The sequence below is a fragment of the Pseudomonas sp. CDFA 610 genome, from assembly GCF_021147865.1.
GTDB lineage: Bacteria > Pseudomonadota > Gammaproteobacteria > Pseudomonadales > Pseudomonadaceae > Aquipseudomonas > Aquipseudomonas alliivorans.
In genome coordinates, this window is record NZ_JAGTPM010000003.1 from 203,232 (window position 1) to 215,301 (window position 12,070).

Genomic DNA, 12,070 nt, shown 5'->3' on the forward strand with positions numbered 1-12,070 from the left:
GGTATAATCGCCGCAGAATGGACCTCAGGACAGCCCAGTGAACAAGATCGTTTATGTAAAAGCCCACTTCCGCCCTATCGGTGAGGAAGTCACCGTCAAAGTGCCCACGGGTGAGATGACGTGGGGGCTGTTCGGTACGAAAGAAGAGACCCGAAAAGAGAAACAATGGCAGCAAACCGGTTGGTCGGATTGCGAGGTTGATGGCGAGCGGCTTTCGAAAGACATCGAAGACGCGGTTGCCTTGCTCAATGCTGACGGTTATGAAATTCAGACCATCCTGCCGATCCTGTCGGGTGCCTATAACTACGAATTCAAGCACAAGGACGTAACATTCCCCGAACAAATAGGCGCTGCAGGCGGAGGCTGGGGATATGGCTATGGGTATGGTTTCAGCTTCACCGAAGGCGTTACCTTGATCGCCAGGAAAATTCAGAATCCTTCCGCATAACGATCAGACCATACAGTCACCCTGAAAAATGCGCTTGCCCCGATGACTGGCAAGCGCATTACACCCTCAAAGAGCTGATCGCTTAAGGCACAGCCCAACCAAACCCTTTCAAACGCCGAATAGATCCAGAGCGCTATTTTTTCGCGTGTGGCGGCGCTCCGACATTGTATTTGTCCGTGCTGTGGTCATTGTCCTGATCGGTGTCGCTACCACCAAACGCAGCGTCGGTGCTGTGATCGTTGTCCAGATCCTTGTCATTACCGCCAAACGACGCGTCGGTCTTGTGATCGTCGCGCTGCAACTTGTTATCTGCTTTTACTCACATCGCTAGCCCCTGAAAACCGGTTGTTTGTGTTCCGGGGCATCGCGATTGATTTGACCGGCATTCCGGCAAATTGCTTGCGCGACAGGCGATGAGTTTTTATTGCCTGTAGAGCAAATAGATACATTTATCAGCGTGCGGCTTGCGCGCCATAGAAAAAGCCAGTCCGCACGGGTGATCGGCATGAATGGTTTCGGGATGAAGACCTGACACTGCGCACCTGACCATTGCTGAGCAAAACTCAAGTCTGCATGAGCTTTTGAGTGGGTAACCTTTACGTGGAAAAGCCAGTAGCCTGTTCGCATACCTGGCAACGGTCCAATGCGTAGTCACCAGGTACAGGATCAAGCATTCGACAGGCAGCAAAGGTTCAAGCGCATGACAATCACCTCAATCAATACTCTGGAGATCAGTTTCCTGGAAAGTCCGAGGCATGATGTCGAGGCATTGTTGCTCAAGCACATCGAGCAATTGAAAAACGCGCCGGGCTGTTTGAGCTACGCGCTGAACAGGAGCACAAAAGGCACGGCGCGCTGGATCGTCAGCGGTTACTGGTCAAATGAAGAGCAGATGACTGATCATTTCTGTACGGCTGCAATGACTGGATTCATTGATGAACTCATCGGCGCCGAAGCCAGTATTGCCTTCGCTCGCTTTGCGGCCAATATCGATATTCCAGCCTGACCCAGTTATACCCGATAACCCAAGCGGATCGACCAGGCTTTGACACGCCTGTCAGGAACGCACGCGCCCTTGAAAAGTTACTTATTGCTATACCCCACACTCATATAAAGGTTTTCCCATGAAGTTCTTGAAACTTGCAGCGTTCGTTGTAGCCGTATCAGGCCTGGCTGGATGTGCGACCGGAATGCCTGTGCCTGACAAAGGCAATGCCATCGTTCATATTGAAACTCAGGTGGGTGATGAGATGATCGCCAGGCGCCTTGATACGACACCTGCCGAAAGCTTGAATCACTTCGAAGTGTCACCCGGCAAGCACTCGATGGAATTGGGTATTGTCGCGAGGGGTTATCAGAAGAGTCAGCGACGTTGCGTAGCGACGCTTGAGTACAGCGAATTTGCTGCCGATGAGCTTTATACATTGGTTGAAAGCAGGTCGGGGACGGAAGTCAAAGTAACGCTGATCGACAACAAGGGGAAGGCGCTGGCGCAGACGGACAAGGTACCTTGCCTGTGATCTTGCCCAGATTCCTCGCCTGGAAAACCGTTTGAAGAAGGCACGGCCCTTTCCTACGACACTCAGCGAATCAGCCTCTATTTTCGGTTAGCCAGAAAGTCCAATCTTCCCGCCGTTCGCTGCCCCATCAGCAACCGGATTTAGCGATCCGTTCTATCCAGGCGTATTATCGCTCTCCCCTGCATCAAGCCAAAACTTGAAGCAAGTGTTATGGCGGCTGTGCGTCGGAGGCCTTCGGGCCTGCCGGTTTCCTGGATACCGGTTCGCTAACCTTCGCACAGCTGCCACCTTTTCGTTTAGCGACGTCCGGTGGCAGTTCTCTATTCAGGAGCCGTACCCATGTTGAACATTACCCCTTCCGAGCCCTGCACCGCCCATTTCGAAGCCATCCTTTTCTTTCGTCACCATCGCATGCTTCGGGCTGCTGTTTCTGAAGCGCAGGCCTGGTTCTGTCTGGCCGATCTTGCCCGCCTGATGGGCAAGGCGCTGGATGAGCGCGCCACGCTCAAGCTGGATGCAGACCAACGCCGGGTGGTCTGGCTGCAGGCCAATGGCGAGTGGTGCAGGCAGTTGATGGTCAGTGAATCCGGCGTGTTCGCGCTGCTGGTTCATCACTACGTGCCGGAAAACCGGGCGCTGCGGCAATGGCTGACCCATGAAGTGCTGACAGTACTCCGGGATCAGCACAACGTGACGCTGGATAATCCGAAAGTCAGTCAGTTGAGATGGCCAGGGACGTCCCTGAGTGTCCTGCACTGGCGAGACGAGTCATGGATCCGGTTGCGGGATATGCCGAATGTGGTGGCCGAAACTGCGCCTCGTTCGAAAAGAAGTCTTTGGAACAATGCATTCAGACGCCATACCCGAATGACCGACCAGTCATGAATTAAGCGAGCGTTAAGCGTCGTGCCGTAGGTTTGTGTCACGGCTTGTTACAACTATGTGGCGAGCCATTCACCCACCTCGGGCAGGAGTTTCGCCATGACCGGTCTCTTTGAAAAGAAATGGAAGTGCTTCAGAAGGACGCTGACCTATGTAGGTTGGTCGCTGTTATGGCTGTTGCTTTGGGACGTGGGCGTGACGATGGATTTCATGCTGATGGACGGCATTGGCATCGATTTCCCGCTCATGCCGTTGACACTGCTGTGCTCGGCGTTGATTGTGCTGATCAGTTTTCGTAACACCAGTGCCTATAACCGCTGGTGGGAAGCGCGCACCTTGTGGGGGGCGATGGTCAACAGTTCGCGCAGTTATGGCCGACAGGTTCTGACCCTGATCGATGGCGAAGGCCGTGCTCGGGAAAACCCGGTGAAGGGTGAGCTGTTTCGTCGTCACGTGGCGTATCTGCGAGCGCTGCGTGCGCACTTGAAGGGTGACGTCAGCGAAGCCCGGCTCGACGGCCTGCTGCCCCCGTTCGAAATAGAACGGGCGCGTGACAGCAACAACTTCCCCAACGACATTCTGAGCGGCTCGGCGTCGATCATCGCCGACGAATTCGCGCAAGGCCGGCTGGACAGCATCCGGTTTTCACGGCTGGAAACGACGCTGGTGGATCTGTCCAATTGCCAGGGCGGCATGGAGCGGATTGCCAATACGCCACTTCCCTACCCTTACGTTTACTTTCCCCGACTGTTCAGTGCGTTGTTCTGCGTGATCATGCCGCTGAGCATGGTGACGACCCTGGGTTGGTTCACGCCGCTCATTTCGACGGTGGTGGGCTGCCTGTTGCTGGCCATGGAGCGGATCGGCACCGACTTGCAGGCGCCGTTCGGCAACAGCCAGCACCGGATCCGCATGGAAGACCTGTGCCAGAACATCGAAAAGAACCTGTGCTCGATGTACAACGAGCCGGAACAGGGCCCGTTACTGGCACACCTGAAAGCGATGATCGGGCCGATTGCGCCCTCGGTTCGTCAGGCGACGGCGTGAGCCGATCGCGGGGTGGTGGCTCCCATAATCCTGTGAACGCTCCCCAAGGGCCTGGCTCTAAACAGCAAATCGGAAACGCGCTCGAGGAGAACACATGACCACTTCATTCAAGGTTGGCGATGCCGTGCGCTGGAATTCGGAGGTTGGCGAGATACGGGGCAAGGTGACCAAGGTGCACGTCAAGGACGTGGAGTTCATGGGCAAGCATCGGCCCGCGTCGAAAGACAGTCCGCAATATGAAGTGAAGAGCGACAAGACCGGGCATCTGGCGATGCATCACGAGGACGCCTTGCACAAGGTCTGACGCCCGGCTCAGAACACGAACCCGTGCCCCAATTCGTTTTCCATCCACTCCAGAAAGCGCCTGACCCTCGGAAAGCTGGAGTGGGCCTTGGGAAACACCAGATGATGCGCCGCCACCGGTGAACTCAACAGGTGCGGTACGACTTCCAGCAGCGCGCCGCTTTGCAGGTATTTCTGCGCCAGCAGCGTGCTTTCCAGCGCAAAGCCCAGGCCGTGACTCGCGGCCTCCAGCGTCATGTAGGAACGGTCAAAACTCAGCGCGTAGGGTTTTTCCGGGCGCGCCAGGCCGTGCTGGGCGAACAGCTCCGGCCACTTCAATAATGTGGCTTCGGACAGAATCAGCTCTCTGTTCAGCAGGTCCGCTGCGCTGTTGACCGGGTATCGCTCCAGCAGCTTCGGCGACGCCAGTACCGCAAAGGTTTCGTGGCGCACGGTGCGTACTTCATAGCTTGGCCAGTTGGGTCGGCCGTGACGGATGTCGACGTCGATCTTGTCACGACTGAAGTGCAACGATTCGTAGGAACACGACAGGTTGATCTGGATATCCGGGTGGCTGATTCGAAAGGCTTCCAGGCGTGGCATCAGCCATAACAGCCCGAAGCTGGGTGACGAATGCAGGCGCAGGCAATCGAGGCTGACGTCGCTGGCGGCGCGCTCGGTTGCCACGGCCAGGCTGTGCAGCAATCCGGAAACCTCTTTCAGGTACTGCTCACCCACCGGCGTCAGGGTGACGCCGCGTGCCGCGCGCACGAACAGTTGCCGACCGATCATCGCTTCCAGTTTGGCCAGTTGATGACTGACCGCCGACGGTGTCAGGTCCAGCACTTCGGCAGCGCGGGCCAGGTTGCCGAAGCGTGCCGTCTGCTCGAAGGCCTGAATGGCTTTCAGGGGTGGCAGGTTCGAGTGTGGATCGTCATCGGCACGCACGGCAGCTCCGAAGCTTCAGGAAGATTGAGTTTCTGGCATTCAAGCACTGCTCAGCGGAAATGACGAGAGGTGAATTTTTTTCATCGACCAGTGATGGTTGCGTTATTGCTCGCGGGCAGCACCGGGAACACTCTGAGCCCATCGATCACTCGAATCGAACCCATAAAAACAATCAGAGGACTCCCCTCATGCTGCTTCAAGGCAAAATTGCAATCATCACCGGTGCTGCCTCCGAACGTGGAATCGGCCGCGCCACGGCTGTCACGTTCGCGCAACACGGCGCACGCGTCGTGATCCTTGACCTCGATGAATCCGCAGCACGCGACGCTGCCGCCGCGCTGGGCGAAGGCCATCTGGGCCTGGCCGCCAACGTGGCCGATGAATCCCAGGTCAAACAGGCCGTTGCAACGATCATTGAGCACTTCGGCCGCATCGACGTGCTGGTCAACAATGCCGGCATCACCCAACCGATCAAGACACTGGACATCCGTCCCGGCGATTACGACAAGGTGCTGGACGTCAGTCTGCGCGGCACGCTGCTGATGTCGCAGGCGGTCATTCCGACCATGCGTGCGCAAGGCTCGGGCAGCATCGTGTGCATGTCGTCGGTCTCGGCGCAGCGTGGTGGCGGCATCTTCGGCGGCCCGCATTACAGCGCGGCGAAAGCCGGCGTGCTCGGCCTGGGCAAGGCCATGGCACGGGAGTTCGGACCGGACCAGATTCGCATCAACTCCATCGCGCCGGGCCTGATTCACACCGATATCACCGGCGGGTTGATGCAGGACGAGCGACGCCACGCGATCATCGAAGGCATTCCGCTGGGTCGCCTGGGTGCCGCTCAGGACGTGGCCAATGCCGCGCTGTTTCTGGCCAGTGACCTGTCTTCCTACCTCACCGGCATTACGCTGGATGTGAACGGCGGCATGCTGATTCACTGATAGCCCATCGGCGGGCCGATCAGCCAGTGTGACGGCCCGTATTTGCTCTGGATCGATGACACGCCGGGCCGGTTTGCCTGGCGGTCTATAAAAACAAGAGATCAGACCATCATGATAACCACCATGCCCCTCGATGCGGCTTCGACCGCCCGTGCCAACGCCTACCGCAAGACCGCCTGGCGGCTGATGCCGTTCCTGATGCTGTGCTACCTGTGCGCCTACCTGGACCGGGTCAATGTCGGTTTCGCCAAGCTGACCATGATGAATGACCTGGCCTTCAGCGAAGCCGTCTACGGCCTCGGCGCCGGCATGTTCTTCATCGGCTATTTTCTCTGCGAAGTACCCAGCAACCTGATCCTGCATCGCGTCGGCGCACGCCGCTGGATTGCGCGCATCATGATTTCCTGGGGCATCATTTCCGCCCTGTTCGCCTTCGTCGAAACCGAATGGCAGTTCTATGCCCTGCGCTTTCTGCTCGGGGTGGCCGAAGCCGGTCTGGCGCCGGGCCTGCTGCTCTACCTCACTTACTGGTTCCCCTCCTATCGCCGTGCACGCATGACCGTGCTGTGGTTCATCGCTATTCCGTTGTCCGGGATGATCGGCGGGCCGCTGTCGGGCTACATCATGGGCACCTTCGCAGGCTTTCATGGCTGGGCAGGCTGGCAGTGGATGTTCGTCATCGAGGCCATTCCCACGGTGATTGTCGGCCTGATGGTATTGGCTTACCTGAAGGACGGTGTGCATCAGGCGACCTGGCTCACCGATGACGAAAAAGAGCTGATCAAAAAGGAGCTGGCCGAAGACAACAGCCAGAAGGTCGTGCATGCCTCGGTGGGTGAGTTCATCCGTGACCGTCGTTTGTGGCTGCTGGCCTGCATCTACTTCTGCGTGGTCATGGGTCAGTACGCAATCACCTTCTGGCTGCCGACACTGATCCGCAACGCCGGACTGGCCGATCCGCTGCACATCGGGCTGATGACCAGCGTGCCTTACCTGTGCGCCATCGTCGCCATGCTGCTGATGGGCCGCAGCGGCGACAAGCACCGCGAGCGCCGCTGGCATCTGGTTCTTCCGATGATCGCCGGTGCGCTGGGCCTGAGCCTGGCAGCGGTGTTCGGCAACAGCCTGCTGATCTCGGTACTGAGCCTGTGCCTGGCCGCAGCGGGCGTTCTCTCGGCGTCATCCCTGTTCTGGATGCTGCCTACCACCCTGCTGGGCGGCGTGTCTGCGGCGGCGGGTATTGCGGGCATCAACAGCTTCGCCAACCTCGCGGGCTTCTGCTCGCCTTACCTGATCGGCTGGATCACGACCACCACCGGCTCCAGCGCCATCGGCATGTACCTGATCACCGGCGTGCTGTTCATCGGTGCGTTTCTGGTCCTGCGTATCCCTGCCGCTTCGGTCAATCGTTGAGTTTACGGAGTCATCACCATGACAACCCAAACGTTATCTGCCTCATCCACCTCGCTGGCACAGCGTGCCCACAACATTCGTCGCCATGCCTTGCGCATGGGTCAGGTTCAGGGCCAAGGCTATGTCGGCCAGGCGCTGGGCGCGGCCGACCTGCTGGCGGTGTCCTACTTCCATGCCATGAGTTACAAGCCTGAAGACCCGGAATGGGAGCAGCGTGATCGCTTTTACCTGTCGATCGGTCACTACGCCATCGCGCTGTATGCGGCCTTGATCGAGGCTGAAGTCATCCCGCTGGACGAGCTCGAAACCTACGGCTCGGACGACAGCCGCCTGCCCATGTCGGGGATGGCCGCCTATACGCCGGGCATGGAAATCACCGGCGGCTCGCTGGGTCACGGCCTGGGCATCGCGGTCGGCGCTTGTCTGGGTCTGAAGCGCAAAAATTCGGCGTCCTTCGTTTACAACCTGCTGTCGGATGGCGAACTGAACGAGGGCTCGACCTGGGAAGCGGCGATGTCGGCATCCCACTGGAAGCTCGACAACCTGATCGCAATCATCGACGTGAACAACCAGCAGGCAGATGGTCATTCCAGCGAAGTGCTCGCTTTCGAGCCCATCGTGGATCGCTGGCAGGCCTTCGGCTGGTTCACGCAACGCGTCGATGGCAACGACCTGCACGCGCTGGTCGCCGCGTTCGATGCCGCCCGCCAGCATCCGGGCGCACAGCCTCGGGTGATCATCTGCGACACGAAAATGGGCAAAGGCGTGCTCTTTCTGGAAACCCGCGAGAAGACTCACTTCATCCGTGTCGACGAGCACGAGTGGGACCTTGCACTGAACAACCTCGACGAGGGGCAAACCGTATGAGCACTGTCAACCAGAACCCTGCGGCGGCACCTGCCGTGAAAAAGAAGCTCACCACGTCGGCCATGATCGCTTCGATTGCTTCCGAAGGTCAGGCCACCCGTTCGGCACCGTTTGGCCATGCGCTGGCGGCACTGGCAGATCAGCGCTCGGACATCGTCGGGCTGTCGGCAGACCTGTCCAAGTACACCGACCTGCACATTTTCGCCAAGGCACACCCCGAGCGTTTCTACCAGATGGGCATGGCCGAACAGTTGCTGATGAGCGCCGCCGCCGGAATGGCCCGTGAGGGCTGCGTGCCGTTCGCGACCACCTACGCGGTGTTCGCCTCGCGCCGCGCCTACGACTTCATCTGCATGGCGATTGCCGAGGAGAACCTCAACGTCAAGATCGTCTGCGGCCTGCCCGGTCTCACCACCGGCTACGGCCCGAGCCACCAGGCCACGGACGACCTGGCGATCTTCCGCGCCATGCCCAACCTGATGATCGTCGACCCGTGCGATGCGCTGGAAATCGAACAGGCCGTACCGGCCATCGCTGCGCATCAGGGGCCGGTGTACATGCGCCTGCTGCGCGGCAACGTTCCATTGGTGCTGGACGAGTACGGCTATCAGTTCGAGATCGGCAAGGCCAAGACCCTGCGTACCGGCAACGACGTGCTGATAATCTCCACCGGCCTGATGACCATGCGCTCGCTTGAAGCTGCAAAGGAACTGCAGGCCGATGGCGTCGACGTGGCGGTGCTGCACGTACCGACCATCAAGCCGCTGGATGAACAGACCATTCTGGCCGAAGCCAGAAAACCGGGGCGGCTGGTGGTGACGGCAGAAAACCATTCGATCATCGGCGGGCTGGGTGAAGCGGTTGCGACGGTGCTGCTGCGCAATGGCGTCACGCCAACCTTCAGACAGATCGCGCTGCCGGATGCGTTTCTCGATGCCGGCGCCCTGCCGACGCTGCATGATCGCTATGGCATTTCCACACCAGCGGTCTGTGCACAGATCAAGGCGTGGTTGTAGCGGTCGGATACTGAGGAAGCGCTGATATCTGCTTCTGCCCGCAGAGCGTGGCAGATCTGGGAGTTACGCCAGCAGCGATGGGCTGCGCAGCGGCCCTTGGTTGCATCTGGCACACCGCATGCGCAGGCCTTGCTGCCGGTTCCCGGTAGTCGGCTGGCAAGCCGCCTGCCATCGGTGTTTGCTGCGCTTTTTGACGAGACTGGACGATGGATGCCAACCACCTGCTCGACCCGGCCTACGCTGTTTTTCTGGATGAGCCTTCGAGCGTCTGGACGCTCGATAATCTTCCCGTCATCAGGCATCGCGTTGAAGCCGCCTGGAAACAGCCTGACGGAGCGAGGCACACGCCGTACTGGACACAGAAGGATCACATCAGGCTGTGCGTCTATCGCCCGGCACACAGCCTCAATCCCTCACAGAAACTTGCCACACTGCTGTACATCCACGGCGGCGGTTTCGTGCTCGGCCGACCCGAGATGGCTGACGATTATCTCGTCGATCTGGCCAACGAGCTGAACGTCCTGATCGTCGCCGTCGATTATCGACTTGCGCCCGAACACCCGTTTCCCACGCCGCTGAACGACTGCTACGCAGCATTGGCCTGGATCTTCGAAGAAGGCCTGGCACTCGGCGTGGATACGCAAAAGGTAATGGTCATGGGCCACAGCGCAGGTGGTGGCCTGGCTGCTGCTGTATCGATCATGGCGCGGGACAAAAACGAGTATCGGCTGGCATGGCTGTTGATGGTCTACCCGATGCTGGACCACCGCACTGGCTCGGCCAATTCGTCAGACGACAACCCCGGCACCGGAATGCTGAGCTGGACCCGTGACGCGAACCGGTTCTGCTGGCAGTGCCTGCAAGGTACCTATGCACTGGACGATGAACGGGCAGCGCTTTTTTCACCCGCACTGGCCAATGACCTGACCGGGCTGCCGCCGAGCTTTATCAGCGTCGGCGCGCTCGATCTGTTTCTGGAAGAAAACCTGGCCTTTGCGCTCAAGCTTTCCAGGTCCGGCGTGCCGGTGGAATTGCACCTGTACCCCGGCGTACCACATATGTTCGATCAGTATCCGGGCCGTCAGACCGATCAGCTCAAACAGGACATCACGCGTGCCCTCGCCTGCCTGTGCACAGACAAGGGCATGCCATAGTCGCTAGACCAGCGCTTCAGCCGGGCCGAAGAACTCGTAATGGCTCTGCTCGTCCGGAATACCCAGCTCGTGCAGCGCTCGCTTGATGAACGCCATGAACGGTTTGGGGCCGAGGAAATAAGCCTCGACGTCCCGGTTCGCAGGCAGCCACTGCTGAAGATGCTCGACGGCAGGCAGGCCGACAATATGGGGCTGGGCAGGATCAGCAACCGTGTCGTTGTAGACGACATGGGCGCGGAACTGCGGATAGCGTGCCTGCCATTCCTTGACCACTTTTTGAAACGCATGCGCTTCAGCGTTGCGCGCGTAATGGATGAACACCACGTCCCGACCGCCAGCCTCCAGCGCTGCTTCGGCCATCGCCAGGGTAGGCGTGATACCGACGCCGCCGCTGATCAACACCAACGGCTTGCTGCCTTCAATCAGGGTGAACTCGCCGGACGGCGGAAACAGTTGCAGCTCGTCACCCGCCTTGACCTGTTCATGCAGGTAGTTCGAAGCCACGCCATCCACTTCTTTCTTCACGCTGATGCGATAACCGATGCCTGTCGATGCAGCCGACAGCGAATAATTGCGACGGATTTCCTGACCATTCACGACCAGGCGCAGGCCAATGTACTGACCGGCCTTATGAGCGATGACAGGTTGACCATCCGCAGGCTCGAGATAGAACGAGGTGATCTCGGCACTTTCCGGCGTCTTGGCTTTTACCTTGAACGCACGCCCGCCACGCCAGCCGCCCGGAGCTGAGGCGATGCTTTCGTACACCGCGTGTTCGGCGCCGATGAGGATGTCAGCCAGTTGCTGATAAGCAGCGCCCCAGGCAGCGATCACTTCGTCAGTGGCGGTTTCGGCACCCAACACTTCGCGGATCGCCTGCAGCAGGCACGTTCCGACGATAGGGTAATGCTCGGGGAGGATCTGCAACGCCACGTGTTTGTTGACGATCTGGCTGGCCAGCGGGCCGAGGTTCTCCAGACGATCAATGTTGCGCGCGTACATCAGCACGGCATTGGCCAGAGCACGAGGCTGAGCACCATTGGCCTGATTGGCCTGATTGAACAGCGGACGAACCTCTGGGTAATCGCGCAGCATGATCTGATAGAAGTGGGTAGTCAGAGCTTCACCCCCCACTTCCAGAATGGGCACGGTTGCCTTGACGATGTCACGTTGAATGTCGGTCAGCATGGTCAGCTCCAGAACGCTTGAAAGTCGATACCTGGATAGAGCAACGCACGTGCCAACTGAAAACCCTCATGAAATCAAGGGCAACAAGGAAGAAGAAGTCAAAATGACAAGGTCATAATGACCTTTCCATGGACGAACGGGTCATTCCGACCCGCTTCCCGGACTCTGTCGAAAACGGCTGAACACTCGTGCGCGTATTACCTCGGGAAATTGGAACCGGACTGTTTCATGAGCCAGAATGACGCCGCACAGCGCACATCCAGCACGGAGCTGTTTCTGCTCGCCAAGCCATTTACCTGCCCGGACCTGCCGAGCTGCGCGCGCGAACAACTGGAGTGCTCGATGCAGGCGTGATGGCAGTCAAGCC

At 58.9% G+C, this 12,070-nt stretch carries 15 protein-coding genes; 12 read left to right on the forward strand and 3 right to left on the reverse strand.

The features are described from left to right. Positions 1 to 37 precede the first annotated feature (37 nt). Positions 38 to 448: a hypothetical protein gene (locus KDX39_RS06415; RefSeq protein WP_231659749.1), complete on the forward strand. Its 411-nt coding sequence runs from the start codon at positions 38 to 40 to the stop codon at positions 446 to 448. Between the two features lie 133 nt (positions 449 to 581). Here the strand turns inward: KDX39_RS06415 and KDX39_RS06420 are convergent, their stop codons facing one another. Beyond that, positions 582 to 749, reverse strand: a complete 168-nt coding sequence (locus tag KDX39_RS06420) for a hypothetical protein (protein WP_371321812.1) — start codon at positions 747 to 749, stop codon at positions 582 to 584. A 399-nt stretch (positions 750 to 1,148) separates the two neighbouring features. Between KDX39_RS06420 and KDX39_RS06425 the strand changes: the two genes are divergently transcribed. The 5 genes from KDX39_RS06425 to KDX39_RS06445 all read left to right on the forward strand — a co-directional run bounded on the left by KDX39_RS06425 (position 1,149) and on the right by KDX39_RS06445 (position 4,201). Then, entirely contained in the window at positions 1,149 to 1,454 is a 306-nt protein-coding gene (locus KDX39_RS06425) for an antibiotic biosynthesis monooxygenase family protein (RefSeq protein WP_231659750.1), read from the forward strand. Between the two features lie 118 nt (positions 1,455 to 1,572). Further along, complete coding sequence (locus KDX39_RS06430) at positions 1,573 to 1,968, forward strand: PA0061/PA0062 family lipoprotein (protein WP_231659751.1); 396 nt, start codon at positions 1,573 to 1,575, stop codon at positions 1,966 to 1,968. A 339-nt stretch (positions 1,969 to 2,307) separates the two neighbouring features. Further along, positions 2,308 to 2,853 carry a BRO-N domain-containing protein gene (locus KDX39_RS06435; protein ID WP_231659752.1) on the forward strand — a complete coding sequence of 182 codons (546 nt, stop codon included), beginning with the start codon at positions 2,308 to 2,310 and terminating at the stop codon, positions 2,851 to 2,853. 96 nt (positions 2,854 to 2,949) lie between these two features. Beyond that, positions 2,950 to 3,897 (forward strand): bestrophin family protein, encoded by a 948-nt coding sequence (locus KDX39_RS06440; protein ID WP_231659753.1) that lies wholly within the window; start codon positions 2,950 to 2,952, stop codon positions 3,895 to 3,897. Positions 3,898 to 3,991: 94 nt separating this feature from the next. Next, a complete protein-coding gene (locus tag KDX39_RS06445) occupies positions 3,992 to 4,201 on the forward strand; it encodes a DUF2945 domain-containing protein (protein ID WP_231659754.1) in 210 nt (69 codons plus the stop codon). Between the two features lie 8 nt (positions 4,202 to 4,209). Here the strand turns inward: KDX39_RS06445 and KDX39_RS06450 are convergent, their stop codons facing one another. Further along, complete coding sequence (locus tag KDX39_RS06450; RefSeq protein ID WP_231659755.1) at positions 4,210 to 5,127, reverse strand: LysR substrate-binding domain-containing protein; 918 nt, start codon at positions 5,125 to 5,127, stop codon at positions 4,210 to 4,212. A gap of 188 nt (positions 5,128 to 5,315) precedes the next feature. Here KDX39_RS06450 and KDX39_RS06455 point away from each other — a divergent pair, with 188 nt between their 5' ends. The 5 genes from KDX39_RS06455 to KDX39_RS06475 all read left to right on the forward strand — a co-directional run bounded on the left by KDX39_RS06455 (position 5,316) and on the right by KDX39_RS06475 (position 10,515). Continuing rightward, the gene (locus KDX39_RS06455; RefSeq protein WP_231659756.1) at positions 5,316 to 6,065 is read left to right on the forward strand and encodes an SDR family NAD(P)-dependent oxidoreductase; all 750 of its coding nucleotides are present in this window, start codon (positions 5,316 to 5,318) and stop codon (positions 6,063 to 6,065) included. A gap of 111 nt (positions 6,066 to 6,176) precedes the next feature. Further along, on the forward strand, positions 6,177 to 7,478 hold the full coding sequence (locus KDX39_RS06460; RefSeq protein WP_231659757.1) for an MFS transporter: 1,302 nt from the start codon (positions 6,177 to 6,179) through the stop codon (positions 7,476 to 7,478). An 18-nt stretch (positions 7,479 to 7,496) separates the two neighbouring features. After that, on the forward strand, positions 7,497 to 8,345 hold the full coding sequence (locus KDX39_RS06465) for a transketolase (RefSeq protein ID WP_231659758.1): 849 nt from the start codon (positions 7,497 to 7,499) through the stop codon (positions 8,343 to 8,345). Further along, positions 8,342 to 9,361 carry a transketolase family protein gene (locus KDX39_RS06470; RefSeq protein ID WP_231659759.1) on the forward strand — a complete coding sequence of 340 codons (1,020 nt, stop codon included), beginning with the start codon at positions 8,342 to 8,344 and terminating at the stop codon, positions 9,359 to 9,361. Before KDX39_RS06465 ends, KDX39_RS06470 begins: the two co-directional genes overlap by 4 nt. A gap of 206 nt (positions 9,362 to 9,567) precedes the next feature. Beyond that, positions 9,568 to 10,515, forward strand: coding sequence for an alpha/beta hydrolase (locus KDX39_RS06475; RefSeq protein ID WP_231659760.1), 948 nt, complete (start codon positions 9,568 to 9,570; stop codon positions 10,513 to 10,515). A gap of 3 nt (positions 10,516 to 10,518) precedes the next feature. Here the strand turns inward: KDX39_RS06475 and hmpA are convergent, their stop codons facing one another. Further along, positions 10,519 to 11,703 carry an NO-inducible flavohemoprotein gene (gene hmpA, locus KDX39_RS06480; RefSeq protein WP_231659761.1) on the reverse strand — a complete coding sequence of 395 codons (1,185 nt, stop codon included), beginning with the start codon at positions 11,701 to 11,703 and terminating at the stop codon, positions 10,519 to 10,521. 228 nt (positions 11,704 to 11,931) lie between these two features. Here hmpA and KDX39_RS26350 point away from each other — a divergent pair, with 228 nt between their 5' ends. Next, positions 11,932 to 12,057 (forward strand): hypothetical protein, encoded by a 126-nt coding sequence (locus KDX39_RS26350; RefSeq protein WP_269439839.1) that lies wholly within the window; start codon positions 11,932 to 11,934, stop codon positions 12,055 to 12,057. Positions 12,058 to 12,070 lie beyond the last annotated feature (13 nt).